Annotated in this window: 14 protein-coding genes; 9 read left to right on the top strand and 5 right to left on the bottom strand. The window is 46.0% G+C overall.

All coding sequences use genetic code 11. From position 1 onward, the window contains the following. Positions 1-198: 198 nt before the first annotated feature. On the top strand, positions 199-2,370 hold the full coding sequence (locus tag ABWV76_RS02685) for a TonB-dependent hemoglobin/transferrin/lactoferrin family receptor (protein ID WP_353375154.1): 2,172 nt from the start codon (positions 199-201) through the stop codon (positions 2,368-2,370). Between the two features lie 337 nt (positions 2,371-2,707). Here ABWV76_RS02685 and ABWV76_RS02680 read toward each other — a convergent pair whose 3' ends face one another. Continuing rightward, positions 2,708-3,628, bottom strand: a complete 921-nt coding sequence (locus ABWV76_RS02680) for a LysR family transcriptional regulator (RefSeq protein ID WP_353375152.1) — start codon at positions 3,626-3,628, stop codon at positions 2,708-2,710. A 126-nt stretch (positions 3,629-3,754) separates the two neighbouring features. Here ABWV76_RS02680 and ABWV76_RS02675 point away from each other — a divergent pair, with 126 nt between their 5' ends. Beyond that, the gene (locus ABWV76_RS02675; protein ID WP_020414947.1) at positions 3,755-4,492 is read left to right on the top strand and encodes a glycine betaine ABC transporter substrate-binding protein; all 738 of its coding nucleotides are present in this window, start codon (positions 3,755-3,757) and stop codon (positions 4,490-4,492) included. Positions 4,493-4,525: 33 nt separating this feature from the next. Then, positions 4,526-5,632 carry an L-dopachrome tautomerase-related protein gene (locus tag ABWV76_RS02670; RefSeq protein ID WP_353375151.1) on the top strand — a complete coding sequence of 369 codons (1,107 nt, stop codon included), beginning with the start codon at positions 4,526-4,528 and terminating at the stop codon, positions 5,630-5,632. A gap of 98 nt (positions 5,633-5,730) precedes the next feature. On the opposite strand, the gene ABWV76_RS02665 is transcribed toward ABWV76_RS02670, so the two are convergent. Continuing rightward, positions 5,731-5,937: a DUF2905 domain-containing protein gene (locus ABWV76_RS02665; protein WP_020414945.1), complete on the bottom strand. Its 207-nt coding sequence runs from the start codon at positions 5,935-5,937 to the stop codon at positions 5,731-5,733. 187 nt (positions 5,938-6,124) lie between these two features. Here ABWV76_RS02665 and ABWV76_RS02660 point away from each other — a divergent pair, with 187 nt between their 5' ends. The 6 genes from ABWV76_RS02660 (at position 6,125) to ABWV76_RS02635 (ending at position 13,109) form a co-directional block, all read left to right on the top strand. Then, positions 6,125-7,285, top strand: coding sequence for a PQQ-dependent sugar dehydrogenase (locus ABWV76_RS02660; protein WP_020414944.1), 1,161 nt, complete (start codon positions 6,125-6,127; stop codon positions 7,283-7,285). Between the two features lie 112 nt (positions 7,286-7,397). After that, entirely contained in the window at positions 7,398-9,050 is a 1,653-nt protein-coding gene (locus ABWV76_RS02655) for an amidohydrolase (protein ID WP_020414943.1), read from the top strand. Positions 9,051-9,997: 947 nt separating this feature from the next. Further along, a complete protein-coding gene (locus ABWV76_RS02650) occupies positions 9,998-11,008 on the top strand; it encodes a DUF4062 domain-containing protein (protein WP_020414942.1) in 1,011 nt (336 codons plus the stop codon). Positions 11,009-11,186: 178 nt separating this feature from the next. Then, complete coding sequence (locus tag ABWV76_RS02645) at positions 11,187-11,879, top strand: RraA family protein (RefSeq protein ID WP_020414941.1); 693 nt, start codon at positions 11,187-11,189, stop codon at positions 11,877-11,879. Beyond that, the gene (locus ABWV76_RS02640; protein WP_353375150.1) at positions 11,848-12,447 is read left to right on the top strand and encodes a GNAT family N-acetyltransferase; all 600 of its coding nucleotides are present in this window, start codon (positions 11,848-11,850) and stop codon (positions 12,445-12,447) included. Before ABWV76_RS02645 ends, ABWV76_RS02640 begins: the two co-directional genes overlap by 32 nt. Before the next feature lie 239 nt (positions 12,448-12,686). Next, positions 12,687-13,109, top strand: coding sequence for a hypothetical protein (locus ABWV76_RS02635; RefSeq protein WP_353375149.1), 423 nt, complete (start codon positions 12,687-12,689; stop codon positions 13,107-13,109). Positions 13,110-13,682: 573 nt separating this feature from the next. Here the strand turns inward: ABWV76_RS02635 and ABWV76_RS02630 are convergent. From ABWV76_RS02630 to ABWV76_RS02620, 3 genes are all read right to left on the bottom strand, one after another. Beyond that, the gene (locus tag ABWV76_RS02630; RefSeq protein ID WP_353375148.1) at positions 13,683-15,881 is read right to left on the bottom strand and encodes a M3 family metallopeptidase; all 2,199 of its coding nucleotides are present in this window, start codon (positions 15,879-15,881) and stop codon (positions 13,683-13,685) included. Between the two features lie 900 nt (positions 15,882-16,781). Continuing rightward, positions 16,782-17,462, bottom strand: a complete 681-nt coding sequence (locus ABWV76_RS02625) for a glutathione S-transferase family protein (RefSeq protein WP_353375147.1) — start codon at positions 17,460-17,462, stop codon at positions 16,782-16,784. A gap of 52 nt (positions 17,463-17,514) precedes the next feature. Beyond that, entirely contained in the window at positions 17,515-18,309 is a 795-nt protein-coding gene (locus ABWV76_RS02620; protein WP_353375146.1) for a class I SAM-dependent methyltransferase, read from the bottom strand. Positions 18,310-18,596: the final 287 nt, after the last annotated feature.

Below are 18,596 nucleotides of genomic sequence, written 5' to 3'. Positions count from 1 at the left end.
TGTATCAATGGCCGCGGAAACTAGCGGAACTACCTGTCAACGTCAAATTTAATCTAATTGATAGTGATTCGCATTTGGCTTTACATTATAAAAATCATCCCTATAATCCTCCCCCAATTGGCTCCATTGGTGAGTACCCACACCTTCACAGCCGACCAACCAGAGCAGAAGTACAGAAATTACCTCAAGGACAACACCATGAAACTTCGCCCAATTGCAGCGGCCCTACTTGGCCTGGCATCCGCCGCTAACCTGCATGCCGAAACTTCAGGTTCGGCAGCCAGCAGCGAACTGGAGCTGATCGTGGTCAGCGGCCGCGCGGAAAAGCCGCTAAAAGATGTCGCAGGAAGTGTTTCTGTTGTCACTACCGATGAAATTGAACAGCTTCAGTTGAACGATATGAATCAGCTGTTCCAATACGAGCCCGGAGTTGAAGTAACCGGCGCTGCTGGCAGTGCACAAAACATTCTGGTACGCGGCATGGGTGGCGACCGGGTACTGATTATCAAAGACGGTATGCGGGTTAACGAAGGCTATGGGGCCGATGGCCAGAATGACATCATCGGCCGCGGCTTTATCGAAATAGATACTCTCAAGCAGGTAGAAGTCGCCAAGGGTGCTGCCTCTTCCCTGTATGGCTCTGATGCGCTCGCCGGCATCGTGGTCTTCACTACCAAAGATGCCAGCGACTATCTGGAGGATGGTGAGCAATTCGGCGGCGCGATCAAAACCGGGTACACAGGTATTACCAATCAATCACACATATCACCTGCTCTTGCCTTGCGCACCGGCAATTTTGAGCAACTGCTGCATACCACCTTCCGCGAAGGAGAAGAGCAGCAAAATTTCAATGAGAGCCAGGCCCCCTTCGAAATTGAGTCGAAGAGCTTGCTATACAAGGCCAAGTACAGCCTTGGTGGTGAGGACTTTATCAGCTTCAGCATCGATCACTGGAACCAGGAAAGTACCGGCGACAGCGCCGATGGCCTGCTCCACTATTTCCGCGGACTAGCTGATTACGGCTACAACATCGTCAAGGAAGAATCGGTTTCTGATAAAAAGGTCCGCGCTTACCAACTGCGTTACCACAGCGAAACCCCAAGCGCAGTCTATGACCAACTGAATATCAGCCTGTACCAAAACAAATCCGAACAGGAAGACGAACAATATGGTCAGCTGGACATCAATGCTCCTATGTTCGGTGTTTTCGAAATCCGTGATATGTGGGAGACCAGCCTTTACCGTCAAGACACCATTGGCTTCCTTTCCAATGCCAGCAAGACCCTGAGCGAAACCCACACCCTGGGATATGGCCTCGACCTGGAAAAAACCGAAAGCCGCCGCACCGTACACCAGTACCGCGAAGTGGAAGACAGCTCCACCATGGACGTGACTACTGACAAATTCCCGGAAAACGAAGTTTCCCGCGCGGGCTTATTCCTGAACGACGAAATGACTTTTGCCAATGGCCAGCTGGTTGTAACCCCCGGGATACGCTACGACTGGTACGAGATGGACCCCAACGGCGCTGAAAAAACTGACGGGACTCCTTTTGCCACAATTGAAGAAAGCAATACCTCCTTCAACCTGGGAGCCCTGTACAAACTCAACGCTCGCTTGTCTGTCTTCGCCCAGTACGGCCAGGGTTTCAAAGTGCCGGCCTACGATTTGGCCTATATCGAGCACTACCTGCAACCAACCTCTACCTATGCTTACGAGGTGCTGCCAGCTGACGACCTGTCTCCAGAAACCAGCGACTCTTTCGAGCTTGGTCTGCGTGGACATCTGGGTCCGATTGCCTTTAGCACTGCCGCTTTCTACACCGAGTACGATGACTTCCTCGAAACTGCACTTATAAACAGCGAAACTTTCTTCAACGATGATGGCAGCTTCTCTCACGTATTTGAGCAATACCAGTACCAAAACATCGACTCAGTGACGATTAAAGGGGTTGAGCTAAGTGCGAATTGGTACCTTTCTCCAGCGTTCGAGCTATTTGCGAATGCCAGCTATCAACGCGGTGAAAACGACACCACCGGCGAATACCTCACCAGTATCAGCCCGCTTTCCGGTGTCATTGGTGCCAGCTACACAGGCACACAACTTTCCAGCCAGGTACTGGTACGCTGGGCGGACCGTATGGATCGGGTAAATGAAGGAGAAACAGAAGCTCCAGGCTATGGTTCTGTAGACTGGACGTTGGGTTATCAGTTGATGGAGCAGATGTCTCTCAACCTGGCCGTCAACAATCTACTCGACAAAGAGTATGTGCCCTACTTGAATGTAGCTGGCTGGGAGGAAGGCAGTGATATCTACGTAAACTCTGCTCCGGGCCGCACTTTTTCTGCATCCGTTAAGTACGATTTCTAAGTTATTAATCCGGCTAATTAGTGGATAGCCGGATTGATGCGGCGCAAGGAAGCGCCGTTGCTGGTCACGGCCAGCAAAGCCCCTGAAATACAAGTCACTCTGCGCTTTGCGCAATTTCGGGGGCTGTAATCAACTGGGTCACGGATGACCTTTTTTTGATTACTGGAGAAGTCTTTCTCCTACTCTCCTATAAGTCCCTTGCGGCCGCCCCCATGCGGCCTTTTTTAATTTAGATTAAAAAAATATTTTTAGCTGTTAACTGTTTTCTAAAAATATAAGTTTTTGAAATTTTCTAAATATTCAATACTCCGGCACTCCCATAAGATCCGTTCAGGAACTAAGTATTAGCGACTTCAATTGATTTAAAGCACTGCGCCAACCTATCTGCAAATTCACCCACACGTCTGGGCTGAGCGCGACTCGGTGGAAAGAGCATTTGCAGCGGTATTGCGGAGGGTGTGTACTCGCTTAACAACCTAACCAACCTCCCAGCTCGGATATCCGAGCCGACATCCAGCTCAGATTTCAAAATGATACCAAGTCCATTCAAGCACCACTGTCGAGCTAGCTCACCGTCATTGGTAATCCGGTCTCCCCGCACCGTGACCGCTCTTGAAACTTCACTTTTCTGTCCTTTAACCTCTTCTCTGAAGCGCCAGCTATTGTCCAGATTCTCCCCAAAGCGCATTACTAAGCAGTTATGGCTTGTTAAATCTTCAGGCTTTTTCGGAGAGCCATACTTTTCCAGGTAGGCCGGAGAGGCACAAACAATACGCTGCTTACTGCCTAAGGTTCTGACCCGCAGTGAACTGTCAGTGATGGATCCAAACCTCAGCGCGACATCTATACCCTGACCAACGGTATCTACATAGCCGTCGGACAGCAGCAATTCTATCGAAACCGCCGGATGGTCCTGTAAGAAACGGTCTATTTCGGGCGCAACAATTGCCCTCCCAAGGTCACAGGGTGCGCTAACCCGTATCGTTCCCGAAAGGGTTTGCGCCCCCAAGCGGATACGGGACTCCAGGTCCTCAACTTCGCCAAGAACCAACTTGGCTCCCTCAACCAGAGTTCGCCCCTCGTCGGTGAGACTGATCGCCCGCGTGGTTCGGTTTAACAAGACGACACCAAAATGAGCTTCTAGGGCCGCAAGACGCTCAGATACTGTACTGGAGGAGAGGCCCGAGTCACGTGCAGCGGATACAAGACTGCCTTTCTCGACAATCTGAAGAAACAGCGAAAGGTTAGCAAGAAGCATTGTACGTCTAAACCGGATATTCATTTCGATAAATGACAGTTTATCCGGCAAATATAGGAGACCACAATACTCCTATCAGCAGTTACTACTATCCGGTCAGCAACGCATATTGCAGGGAGATGAGATATGGATAAAAGCATTCGTATTGGTCACATCGCATTGTCATTCCATGAGGCCAGCGCTCTGGAAGTCGCCAAAATTCTTCAATCTTATGGCCACGAGGTGAGCTTCAAGTCTGCCTCTCACGAGGCCGCTTTCGACATGTTAAATAAAGGGGAAATCGATCTACTGGCTTCGGCATGGCTGCCGTCCAGCCACGAGATCTACTTAAACCCCTTCCTTGATCAGGTAGAAAAAGTGTCTGTGCTTTATGAGCCCTACTGTATTTGGGGAGTTCCTGAGTATGTGCCTGAAGAAGCGGTTTCCACTATCGAAGATCTTTTGCATGAACCGGCACTGAACCGTATGGAGCGATTGATACAAGGTATCAATCCTGGAGCCGGCATCAGCCGTTTTTCCGCAAAGATGATCCAGGCATATGGGCTCGACAAAGCCGGTTACGAATTTCGCCCTGGATCTGAGGAAGACTGCTTCGACCGGTTTGAGCAGGCAGTTGCAGAGAACCGGTGGACTGTCATTCCTCTATGGCATCCACAGTTTCTACATAACCGCTACACCATCCGTGCCCTCAAAGAACCCAAAGGGCTATTGGGCACTCAAGATGAAGCGACCCTTATCGTCCGCAAAGATGCCAAACAGAGAATTGGTGATGCTGCCATGGCAGACCTCTCACAGCTTTACATTGGCAATAGCAAATTGAGCGCTTTAGAGGACGAGCTCCGCACACGATCAAAAACCCAATAAAACCTCTCGAAATTCAAACTTGGAAAGTTAAATATGAAATCTCTGAACAGTTTAATTGCTGCATTTGCCCTACTCGGAATTGGCAGCGTTGCATCCTACTCGAGCTATGCAGTTGAGTCAGGGGCCCTGCAGACGGTTACAGAGTTTACGGACTCCCGTGCGGCGGGCGTTACAGTCACTCCCAGTGGTCGAATTCTGGTAAGCATGCACCCTTTGGATGCACCAAAATTGAAAGTGATGGAAGTAATGGCCAACGGAACCAAACAGCCATTCCCCAACCGCGATTGGGCCGATGGGCCAGAAACCGGTAAGGTCGGTTTTACTTCAGTTATTGGCATACACTCCGACAGTAAAGGGATTGTCTGGATTTTGGATATGGGTAGTGAGAATTCCCCCACTCAATTAGTTGCCTGGGATAGCGTAAATAATAAATTGCACAGGCAACTGGAAATTTCTAGATCTTCACTACTCACCAACTCTTTCCCACAAGATTTTGCCCTGGATGAGAAGCGTCAGAAAATTTATATCGCTGATATGTCTTTTGGTAACTTCAACGGCGCTACTAAACCGGCGATCATTGTAGTTGACCTTAAGACAGGGCAGTCACGACGGGTACTGGAGAGCGCCGATGCTTTTATGCCCCCCAACCAGGATGTCGTGATTGATGGCCTACTGTTATCAGCAAAAACCAAAGAAAATTCCAGTAAAAGCTTACGCTTTGGCCTGAACCCCATAGCATTGGATGATCAGGGTGAGTGGTTATATTTCGGCACCTTAAGTGGTAATACCCTATACCGCTTACCTGCAGCACTACTGGCTGACCATAGAATTTCCAATAAGAAGCTTGCCTCTAACATTGAAGAATTTGGACCAAAGAATCCAAGCGATGGCATTGTGATGGCACCGGGGAATGGGATTCTCGTTACTGACCTGCAAAATAATGCGATAGGTTTAACCACAAAAGGCGATTATAAAATTCTGGTGCAAGACAAGCAGCTTTCATGGCCCGACAGCTTGGCAGTAAGCAACGGCTGGGTTTATATCACTCAGGATCAACTGCACCAGCACCCGGCCTTCAGTTCAGGTCTTGGTAACGCAAAACCGCCCTACAAGCTGATGCGCTTCCGCTATATGCACTAAAGCCACCCTCCCCACCAATTACTCATTTGGTGGGGACTTTCCTCTTACATTTCACTATCTACGTTCTGTCTTATCAATTACCAAGCTAAATTTGAAAACTAACGTCTAAAGAGATTCACCAGCAAACTTAACACCAAACTGATAATAATCATGGACACGATGGGAAAGTAAAATCGTGTACGTCCGGACTCAACGCGGATATCTCCTGGCAGACGCCCAAACCAGTTAAACAGCCCGGGCGCAAAATGCAACAGCACACCAAGGACCACCAAGATAAACCCTGCAACAATCATCCAGCGGGCCATTTATCCCGCCTCCTCAAGCTATTTCAATCAGTGGAAGTCTAAACCGACGTATATACATTTAAGCGTAATACTGAGGGCGCTACTCATACAACCCTGCCGCATCTATTGGAAGCCTCACCGCTGATATACTTCAAGAGTTTCCGCCCACCGACTACCCCACTTCCAGAAACATTTTTCAGGAGGCAAAGTGAGAAGGATCTCAATCGCGACAACAGTTGTACTTATTTACGCAATTATCGCAAGTAACTGTTTTGCTGATACACGCATATCCCGCGGTGCGATTCCTGTCATTGATAATGTAAAGCTGAGCCAGGTAGCTGGCCCTATCGAATATCCCTGGGGTATTGCACTGCTGCCGGATGGCGCTTTATTGATCACTCAGCGTAATGGAAAAATACGCACCATAAAAGATGGCAACCTCTCAGATCCCGTAGACTTTCCCGTTCAGGTTTACTTTGAGGGCCAAGGCGGCCTCCTGGATGTGGCAGCCAGTCCCAACTTTGCAAAGGATAATTTGCTCTTTTTCAGTTACTCAATCGGCAATACGCAAGACAACCGTCTTGCCATCGGCCGAGGCAAGTGGCAGAACGACACTCTACAAGACTTTGAGGAAATATTTAAAGCCGCCCAGGGGAAAACAAATGACCGGCATTTCGGTTCACGATTTGCATTCCTACCCGATGGTACTCTGTTGGCGACCATCGGCGATGGAGGAAATCCCCCGCAGGCATACCTGGATATATTTGCACGCGAACAGGGGCAAAACCTACATACGCATTTTGGCTCTGTAATTCGTATCAAGCCTGACGGCTCAGTACCTGACGACAACCCCTTTATTGATATGAAAGGCGCCCAACCGGAAATCTGGAGCTTTGGCCATCGTAACCCCCAAGGGCTCGCCATTGATCCAGAGACTAAAGTGGTATGGTCGAATGAACATGGCCCCGCCGCGGGCGATGAACTGAATCGACTTGAAAAAGGAGCCAACTTCGGCTGGCCACGGGTCACTTTTGGCAGGGACTACCGCGATGGCTCAAATATCTCCTTCAAAATTGCCGATCCGGAATTTGTATCCCCTATTCTTGCCTGGATAGATACCCATGCCCCTGGCGGCCTCACCGTATATACAGGCAAAGCCTTCCCTCAATGGCGTGGACACCTGCTTTCAGCAGGATTAGTCACTCAAGACTTAAGAGTCATTGACCCCGAGGGCGATGCGCTTACCGGTGAACAACGCATCGTGATTGGCGAGAGAGTCCGCGACTCTGAAATCGGGGCAGATGGTACCCTCTATGTGATCACCGATGGCCCTCAAGGCAGGTTACTGCGTATCGACCCCGATCAATAAGAGAGCTGGCAATCACCAACGGGAAGTAAATTCCGCTTCCCGTGTTTGCCTTTCCATAAGAGCTAAAGCCGCCATAGAATAGCTGACAATTAAAACAAAAAGGCTATCAACTATGCGACTTTCCCGCGTTCTGGCTGTAGCACTCCTCGCCGCTTCGTCTGTCAGCGCCCAAGCTGTAACAGTGATACACAATTTTTCAGGCTATCAAACCACCGATAAAGCCCTGATCCAGTTCAGCGCCATGGCCTTCGATCAAGGGAAGGTATTGGAAACTGGCAGCATTACCGAGCTGAATAAGAAGTATCCTGATGCAGACAAGATTGATGCCAATGGCAAAACTCTACTACCCGGTTTAATTGATGCCCACGGCCATATGTTGGGCCTGGGCCAGCTCAATACTATGCTGGACCTGCGCGACCAATCACTGGAGGAAGCCCTGAAGTCCATCAAGCGCCACGCCGAACACTTGGCGCCCAATGAGTGGCTCCTAGGAAGAGGCTGGAATCAGGTCACCTGGCCAGGCAAACAATTTCCCACGAGCGACCAATTGGATGCCCTGGAAATTGATCATCCGATCTGGCTACGGCGGGTAGATGGCCATGCCGGTTGGGCCAACGCCAAAGCGCTGCGTCTCGCCGGCGTAGATAAAAATACCCAATCGCCGGAAGGCGGTGAGATTCTGCGGAATAGCAAAGGCGAACCTTCAGGCATCTTGATTGACAATGCAATGGGTCTTTTACAAAAGGCCATTCCAGCCCCCACTCTCACCCAAGAAAAGAAATCCCTACAGAATGCCTTCGCCAAGGCGCTCTCTCTGGGCCTTACCAGCGTGCATGATGCAGGTATTAACGAGAAAACTCTTAACGCCTATAGAGAACTATCTAAAGAAGGTGCTATCCCCATGCGGATGTACCCTATGTTGTCAGTAGACAGCCACAACTATGCCAAATTGCTAAAAGCCGGCCATATCGGCGGTCCCGAAGATCGACTGTATATGCGCAGTATTAAGTTATCGGCCGATGGTGCCTTGGGCAGTCGTGGTGCAGCGCTACTGGAACCCTATCACGATCGTCCATCGGAAAAAGGGCTTCTACTCTACCCAGAAACCAAAATGCTCTCTCTGCTTAAATTAGCTACCGATAACGATTTTCAAGTGAATGTCCATGCCATCGGCGATAGAGCCAACCATATCGTACTCAATCACCTGGAGACACTGGATAAGGCTGAAAGCCAGAAGCAGCTTCGCCACCGTGTGGAGCACGCACAGGTCATAGAAGTGAAGGATATTCCTCGCTTTACCCAGCTTAATCTGATTGCCTCGATGCAGCCCACCCATGCCACCAGTGATAAAAACATGGCTGGTGATCGTTTGGGAGAGAAACGCCTGATCGGTGCTTACGCCTGGCAAACCCTATTAGATCAAGGTACACCAATCGCTGCCGGCTCCGATTTCCCTGTAGAGCCCGCCAATCCCCTTTTCGGACTCCATGCAGCAGTAACCCGCCGTGACCGCCAGGGAAATCCCACTGATGGTTGGCGCACCGAGGAAGCAATGACCTTGGAGCAGGCGCTACGTGCATTCACCCTTCACGCAGCCTATGCCAGCCACCAGGAGAAAATGATTGGCAGCCTTGAAGCTGGAAAATTCGCAGACTTTATTTTACTGGACAAGAATATCTTTGAGATAGACCCTCAAGAAATCTGGAAAGCAAAAGTAATGGAAACCTGGGTTGAGGGGGAAAGGGTTTATAAAACCACTTTCTGATAAGAATAATGGGCTTTTCTTAACAGCAGTGGCTTAAAGTACTTTTTTGAAGAACTACCTTTGCAATAAGTTACAGTAAGCACTCAAGAATTTTAGGAAGAGCCCGCAAACGACCTAAAAAAGCCAAATGCTATAGCGTAATGAGCAAACTTGTTTTCATGTATAATCTTAGGTGCTCTAAATTCGAATACCCAGGTCATTTCTACTTCAGGTTCCAGGCTTACCTAGTCTTTGACTCAGCGGCCAGGCCATCTCATAAAAGCCTACCTGGATTGTATAAAACCAAAAGTATCAAAATCCACTTTAATCCCCCCCAAAAAAATAAATCTAATTATTAAAAACAGAATTTAAAGGTAAGTGATCAACAACTAACTTTATCAAATATCAGATCTAGATATTACTTTGGACATATTGCAGATAGCAACCATCTTGCCATACATCAAAAAGCTCAATAACAGTTTGTCTGTAAGAAAAAGCTGACTTACCACCTTCAAAAGATTATCAACAGATGAAAATAGCCCACCAGATTACAGGATATTCAGATGGGACCTTTTAACAAGTGGCTGACAGTGATAGAGTTTGCTGGTCTCCAAATGATTTCCATTTGATGATAAAATCTGGGGGATACATTGAACCCCTTAATATGTTCAATGTAAGTACACAAGGAAGAAAAAATCGTGCTAGATGTCACAACCGCTTTTTACTCCCTCAAGAATTGCAATAAAACTGCAGTGTGTTCTTTGAATATAAAGCCAGTGATTAGCCACGATATTAAATATCTTTACTACCACCAACCGATCCTACACTCTAAAAACAGTGCAATTCTAAGCAACAAATTTCGGTTCTTATAAAATATTCATACATTTGCAAAATGTTTACATCCTTTTTTACAGTCGTTAATCAGAAATCTATTTAAACATCTTTCAAAAGCCTGAGTACACTAAAGTATGGATAAAAGATATCAAGTTTTTGTCAGCTCAACCTATGTTGATTTAAAAGAAGAGAGACAGAAAGTTCTTCAGACCCTGATGGAAATGGATTGTATCCCTGCTGGAATGGAGCTATTTCCTGCAGCAGACGAAGAACAATGGGAGTTCATTCAGAGAGTTATAGATGATTGTGACTATTACCTGCTTATAATTGGTGGTCGCTATGGATCAATAGCCGATAACGGTCTTAGCTATACTGAGAAAGAATTTGACTATGCTGTTAGCAAAGGAATCAAAGTTATTGCTCTATTACATGACTCCCCTGAATTACTACCCAGAGCAAAGACTGAAAAAAGTGAAGAGCTTGAGAGAAAGCTAAATAAATTTAGAGAAAAAGTTAGTAGTGGGAGACTGGTTCGATTTTGGTCAGACCCAAGGCAGTTACCAGGCGAAGTCGCCCTTAGCTTAAATAAAACAATAAAAATATTCCCCTCTACAGGATGGGTTAGAGCTAACTTAACAGCCTCACCAGATTTACTTATAGAACTCAACAATTTAAGAAAGCTAAATGATTCACTCAAATTGCAACTCGAAAACCTAAATAGAAGCTCATTTATTATTCCATTATCCGACTTAGCAGATTGGCATGACTCTATTAATATAACAGGAACTTACTCTGTTAACGCAAGTAGTATCAATTATGAAATACTTGATAAAACCTGGAAAACAGAGACTACATGGAGTAAATTATTCTCAATCATCTCACCATACTTGACGCGCTCACCACATGAAAATTTAGTAAGCAATTTCATTGCAACTGAATTTAATAGATCCACATCAAGTAAACTGAATGCCTCAGATTTCAAAGTAGATCAACAAGTATTATTCTCTATACGAGTTCAATTTATAGCGTTAAGCTTGATATCTATTGATAGAGATGGAAACTGGCTTTTGACTGAAGCCGGAAATAATAAGATGATCGAATCCAGAGTTTCTCGAAGAGTGCATCCAGAAGAGCTAAGTACTTGATAAGCATATTAGCTTTACTCCCAATTATAAATCACAGATCCAATGCTTCACACTGCCAGCCCTTTACGATGCTACTACTAGCTTTCCCAGGGGTGGCAGGAACAAATTAAGTAATTTGACACTTTGGTATTGATGTACTTATATCTTTGCTTATCAATCCTAAATAGCTGCGTTTTCCATGATAGAAGACAGCCCAACCCTCAAGCTACACCGTAACTTTACCCGCCCATCTCAGGCCGACATAAATGTGTTACGCAATACGCCAACAGAATTTATTGTCGACTGTATGGATGGTCGCGGATCTCTACACCATGCTATTAAACCGATATTACCAATGGACTCCTCAATAGTCGGTATAGCGGTCACCTGCGAATGTGGCCCTGCGGACAATCTTGGTGTTCTGGGAGCGCTCGACGTAGCGCAACCTGGTGACATAGTAGTTGCCTCAACAGATTCATTTACTCAAACAGCGGTAATCGGCGATTTAGTACTGGGCATGATGAAAAACAAAGGGGTGATAGGATTTGTCACAGATGGGTTGGTTCGAGATTTAGAAGGAATAGAACGTCTTTCACTTCCTGTGTTTTGCAAAGGGGTTACACCGAATTCACCAGCTAGAAACGGCCCGGCATCAGCTGGCCTCCCTGTAAACCTTGATTCAACCCATATCTGCTCAGGCGACATTATTATTGCAGACCGAGCTGGAGTTATTGTCGTACCCTTACAGCAATTGAACGCCATAAGCAGTAAACTCCAAAAAGTAAAAAATGACGAAGCAGCTTTGCAGCAAGCTGTAGAAACTGGCCTAACCCTACCCCCCTTTTATAAGGAAATCGTTAATGCTGGCAAAGTTGTCGAACTTGATAAGTAACTTTGCCATAAAAGATCCAGCAAAAAAAATTACTGGGAAAGGGGAGCCTCTTCAAGCATTGACAACGATAACATACCCTAGTGCACGATATGACAATATGAAGTATCAAAATACGATTGAATATACTCAAATACCAGAAAAGGATGTCCCCCTCTCACTTTTACTTGAGGCCGACCCATCCAAAAAACATATACGCTCCTATCTGCCAGGTTCCTGGTGCTTTGCAGCCATTGACACTAACCATATTAAAGGCATTTGCGTTGCAAATAGAGTTGATACATTCATTGCGGAGATTTTCAATATTTCTATTTCCCCAGAGAAACAAAAACAAGGAATTGGCACTAAGCTCCTGGAATTCTCACTTTCGGAACTAACCTCAAAAGGAATCCATAGAGTTGAACTCGGCACAGGCACTTTTGGCTATCAGTTAACTTTCTATCAGCGCCATGGCTTTAGAGTGGAAGCTGTCATCAGGGATTATTTCCTAAATAATTATGATCAGCCAATTTTTGAAAATGACCTGCAACACAAGGACATGCTTAGGCTTTATATAGAATTAAACAGCTAATTTGAAACTCATACCATCAGAAAACCTTAGATTCAAGGTCTTTTTCACTGGAAGAGCTCAAGCCAATATCGTTGACATCAAGAATATATATTTTTACTAAAAAGTGTGGAATTAAGGATAGTTTATCTATTTTACTTCAGAAGAAACGTTTTCAAATTGAACCAGATAAAACTATTGCTCAAACAAGCATTCAATAATATAGTTTCTCTTTAAGAATCCTGTGATAAAAATAGCACACAATGCGTCAAGCCATGTTCCTCATTAAAGCCACTACTGCTTGGATTGTCATGGTTATGGCTGCAATTGCAAATGGATTCTTTAGGGAGAGTATTTTAAATCCATATTTGGGAGAGAAACTATCTTTACCAATAAGTGGATTGACTCTATCAGCACTTGTATTTGCAATAGCCTACAAGACTGTAAAATATTTCCAATTAGACTCTATAATTACCTGCTTGATACTTGGTTCACTTTGGGCTTTTCTCACATTTTTGTTTGAGTATGGTTTTGGTTACTACATACAAAACATGACCATCGATGAAATCAATCAAGTTTTCAATATTATGAGCGACAATCTATTTATTTTTGTTATTATTACAGCCTTGATATCACCGGTTGTACTTGTACCTCGAAAGAAGGGATCAAAGCAAACTCCAAGCTAAGCCGGATTTATTTTATCCTAGCCATATTTTTTCATCTGCCATTTCCAGCAGCATTAGCTTTCGCTTCAACAATATTGGTTAAATTCATGACAACAGAAGCATCTAAATTACAATAGATATAATACCTCCCCTGCTATTTATACAATCAACTTATAAAACAACCTGGATGCTGGCAGCTGGCCTGAAACTCTGGTCAGCTGGAAAGATTGGTCTATAGCAGCAGGACGCATATGATCCAATACAATCGGATTATTGCCGACCTACTTGTTATACCCTGGCCATACGTTTGGTCAACTTATATTGTTAAAACAAAAATATTTCACCATGGCTCAACTCATGGCTCAACTATAGGAGCACAAGTGCTAGATTCACAGAGCCTGCTGGAGGGCCCGAAAAAACTGCTGCTTAACTCCTGAATTTTAATATCCAGTTCAGGCTTGCATATAAACTCACGCCCCACTTATTGGCTAACGAATTATTTATTTGCGAGTCAAATATTTCCATATGCCACATATAAAAAAGCCGCATCAAAAGATGCGGCTTTTTCGTGAACGAGCTATTGAAACTAAGTTCTCAGCCTTCCTTTTTCTTTGGTACCGGGAAACCACGATCACGCATCAACGCTTCGATATTGGCGTCACGGCCACGGAAAGCGCGATAAGCATCTGCGGGGTCCACAGCGTTACGCGGTGCAAACAGGTGTTCAACCAGTTTGGCAGCAACGCCCTTGTCGTAAAAACCACCTTTAGATTCAGCAAACGCCTCAGATGCATCAGAGGTCAGTACATCAGCCCACATATAGCCATAGTAACCGGCAGAGTAGCCCTCACCAGAGAAGATATGACCAAAATGCGGCGTGCGGTGACGCATTACCAGCTCCTTCGGCATACCCAGTTTGTCCAGTGTTTCACGCTCAAACTTGTCGGGGTCGATACCTTCAGGATTAGCGGTGTGGAACTTCATATCAATCAAGGCAGAAGCCAGGTACTCAGTAGTGGCGAAGCCCTGGTTGAATTTGGCTGCTTTCTTGATCTTGGCTACCAGATCAGCAGGGATCGGCTCGCCAGTTTTGTAGTGCACCAGGTAGTTGTCGATTACCGCATCGGTGGACAGCCAGCGCTCCAACAGCTGAGACTGGAACTCGGTGTAGTCACGTACACCGCTGTTCAAGGTTGGGTAGGTCACATTGGATGCGAGGAAGTGCAGCGCGTGGCCAAACTCATGGAAGAAGGTCTCTGCATCATCCCAACTTACCAGTACAGGCTCGCCGGGTGCGCCTTTGATAAAGTTGGAGTTGTTGGACGACAGTACATTCTTCTTGCCATCAAAGGTGGAGTGGTCACGATACATAGTAGCCCAGGCACCGGAGCGCTTACCTGCACGAGCGAATGGGTCCAGATACCAGAGGCCGATATGCTCGCCACTGGTCTTATCGTTCACTTCCCAGACTTTAACGTCTTCATGGAATACCGGCACTGAGCTTTCTTTTACCGGGGTGAATTTGAAGTTAAACAACTCACCAGCCACGTAGAACATAGCTTCGCGCAAGTTGTCCAGTTGCAGGTACTGCTTCACTTCATCAGAGTTCAGGTCGTACTTGGCTTTACGAACCTTCTCCGCGTAGTAGCGGTAGTCCCAGGGCTCAATGGTGATATTGGCTTTTTCGGCATCGGCTACGGCCTGCATATCAGCCACTTCTTCTTTCACTCGGGCAACTGCTGCTGGCCATACTGCCTCCATCAGCTCCATAGCGCGCTCAGGAGTCTTCGCCATACGGTCCTGCAGACGCCATTGAGCGTAGTTATCGAAGCCCTGCAGGCCTACTCGCTCATCACGCAGCTTCAGGATTTCAGCGATGATGGCGTTGTTATCGTGCTGATCGCCATTGTCGCCACGGCTGTAGTAGTTGGTCCACACCTGCTTACGCAGCTCGCGATCATCGGAGTAAGTCAGGAATGGGTCCATAGAGGAGCGGGAATTGGTAATCGCGTACTTACCCTTCTCGCCTTTCTCTTCTGCCAGCGCTGCGGCAGCTGCAACAAAGGACTCCGGCAGGCCGGCCAACTGATCTTTGGTCAGGAAGATATCGTAGCCTTCCTCATCCGCCAGCACGTTGTTGGAAAACTTGGTGTAAAGCTCGGCCAGGCGCTTATTGATCTCAGCATAGCGCTCCTTGGCTTCACCTTGCACCGTGGCACCGTTAGTAGAGAACTGGGTATAGATCAGCTCAACAACACGTTTTTGTTCAGCATCCAGATCCATCGAGTTACGCTGGTCGTAGATGGCCTTGATACGATTAAACAGAGCTTCATTCTGGTAAATTTTGGACTCGTAATCAGCCCACAGAGGTGCCAACTCCTGTTGGACCTTACGAAACTCTGGAGAGGACATATTAGCGGCCCAGATTCCGTAGTAAGCAGTAGCACGGCCCAATTCGGCGCCGCCGCGCTCCATCGGCACGATAGTATTGGCAAAGGTGGGCTTGGCTGGGTTGGCAGCAATGGCCTCAAGTTCAGCCAAATTGATCTCAATGCCCTTCTCAATCGCGGGCTTGAGATCTTTCAGGTTCATCTTGTCAAACGCAGGTACACCACCGTAGGGACCAGTCCACTCAGCAAGAAGCATGTTACTGGCGTGCTCTGGAGTTACAGCCATGGACTCTTCAGCTTTCACAGTGTCTTTAGCTACCTCAGCCTGCTTTGCCTTTTCACCACAACCGCCCACAACCGCCAGGGATGCGGCTACGGCTAGTGCGATCATTGTCTGACGCATTTGCTATCTCCTCTAAGATAGAGTTTTGTAATAGTTTTAAGGTCGAGAGTTTAACCCCAGATGCCCCACCCAGGCCAACTTTACCGCCTCAGATGCCTGAAGCTGCGGTAAACAGAGAGATTTCCACGACAACCTCCAACACCTGATCAACCTATGAAACGCCGCCCAGGCAAGTACTCCGTCTGCTTTCTTGATAACGACTTTTTAAGTGAATAGTTTATAATGCATCAAACGTATGACTTTATGGTCAGATAGCTGATCCGTTATCTACCAAAGAAGCCTCAGGCCTTCTTTGTACCCATCAAATGTCAGTACAAAGCCTCAGCTCCCGCTCAAAGAAGGAAGAAGCAGGCCTGATATCTCCTGATTACACAGCGAATCGCACCCCCGGGCCTTAGAGAGGTTAATTCAAGAAGATTTTTACACACTGTACATAACACACTGTTAAAGAAGTTACTTCCGCCATTAAAGTGCAGGGCCTTAATATTTATTAAAAGTGAAGAAGCCTTACCAGGCAAAACAATCCCAGTTCAAAGATTCAATGATCGATATAAGTGAATAAATTAAAAATCGAGTATTAAATCTCAAATTAACATTTAAATAACTCTAAAAAGAAAAACTAAATATCCCACAATTTTTCATCGGAATAAGGAGCCACTGATAATAAAAATGTAGTGCTAGCTCATACCATCTTTGATCTTTATGACCCATTCGAATCAGAGGTATGAGATTCTTCAAACAACTGGGCGAATAATGTGTTTCTCACCCGAAGCCCCAAATGCGTAAAACAACCACGAAAAAGACTTTCTATTTGAGTAAAAAAACTTTCTTAACAGTCACAAACGCGACTTTAGCTGTAATCACGCTTGTGACATGCTACATCGATATTAAAAATAATTATTAGCTACGCAAGTCCTCAATCACAACACCCATATTTCGAGCCTCTTCCTCATGCAGCATTTCTCTCCAGGGCTCCTGCAGCGCATCTGAGATCCATTTTTTCATAGAAGGTAAACTTAGCAACTGATCAATATACTGTTTAGCTGCATTACTAAATGGCAACCCATAGTTCTGTGCGCGGATAGCAACTGGCGCAAAGAAGGCATCCACCGCTGTAAATTCTCCCCCGGTAAGGAAAGGCCCACCAAATCGCTGCAAGCCCTCCTGCCAAAGCTCATCAATGCGACTAATATCTTTTTGTAGTTGCGGTGGAATCTCAACCAGCTCCACAATCAAACCACAATTCATAGCGCAGATGTTCCTTAAAACCGAAAAACCAGAGTGCATCTCAGCGCAAGCACTCCGTGCCCAGCTTCTTGCCAGTCTATCGATGGGCCAAACCTGCGGAAAATCTTCTGCAACATACTCCACTATGGCAAGGGAATCCCAAACGGTAATATCGCCATCAATCAAACAGGGCACCAATCCAGTAGGGGAAAAACTATGGAATTTCTCCCAGCTTCCCCCCTCTTCAAAAGTCGCCAACTGCTCATTAAAGGGAATTTCCAGGTGGTGCATTAACAACCAGGGCCGCAGTGACCATGATGAATAGTTTTTATTTGCTATAAACAACTGATACATTCGCTTTCCTTAGTAATTAACAGCAAGGCTCCAATAGCCACGGTTTTGTCATTTAGAATTGCCTCTGCCAGCTGGCCAGCATTGCCATAGGCGGCACAAACTCAGATTTCTCTAAATCACCACACCAATTCCCAATATTCTTACCCAACTCTATAAAGTTTTTCAATGATAGATTACAAGCAATTGCTGCCATCAGCACATCGGCCAATGTATGGTGGAAATTATAATTTTCTTTTGCCTGATACTTCCTACCACTAAAATAATCCAACCCTTGATCATCCCGCTGTGGCTCTCGATTAAAATATGACATCGCAATGTGTGAAGGGTTACCTTCTTCATACATATTCAAAACAGGATGAATCTCCTCCATCAAAAGATAGCCGCCTGGCTTCAGCAGCGAAGCACAAATACGCATAAATCGCTTTAGGTCCGGCATCCAGTTGAGTACGCCAATGGTAATAACCGCAAAGTCAAATTGACCAATATGCTTATCTGGTAACTCGTAGATGTTAGAACATACAATCTCCATACCTGGATATCCCGCGGCTTTTGCCAGAAGCTTGGCTTGATCGACAAAGGCTTGAGATCCATCAATACCGACGCAACGGCCAGCTCCTTTCTTTTTTATGGATATCAGATCTTTTGCATTGTTGCAGCAAATTTGTACCACTGATTTTCCGCAAATATCATAACCACTTACTAATGTATCGAAATCCTTCTCCAAAGCATTAAATTTAGAGTCTGAGACTTGCTCAAGCAGCTGCTTATTGACTTCCCAATGAATGGAGCCGGCCTCATCCCAAGAAGCCAGTGATTTGCCTACAAAGAATGCAGTTTCTTCTTTCATTTTATCTAGTGAAAACCAGTTTTTAGATGGATTAAAAATATACTGAGAATTTAAGGGGCAGCCAATATCATACCTCTTACTCTTCCCGTTACACCAAATTAAATTTATAAAGCATCTAATACAACCTTCCCCATTTGATAACACACCAACCTATTGTACTAGCCGCCTTAAGAAGGGTCGGCAAGCCCCACACTAGAATTGGCGATCACCTCATTAAGTAACAAAATTTTAACAAGCGCATCATCGCTATAGTATCCTGCTATCTCAAATATCAATCTGACTGGTAC

Origin of the sequence: Microbulbifer sp. NBRC 101763 (assembly GCF_040371615.1) — a bacterium.
Classification (GTDB): Bacteria; Pseudomonadota; Gammaproteobacteria; order Pseudomonadales; family Cellvibrionaceae; genus Microbulbifer; species Microbulbifer variabilis.
The sequence above is the reverse complement of the archived record's forward strand: the minus strand, read 5'-3'. Positions and strand labels throughout refer to the sequence as shown.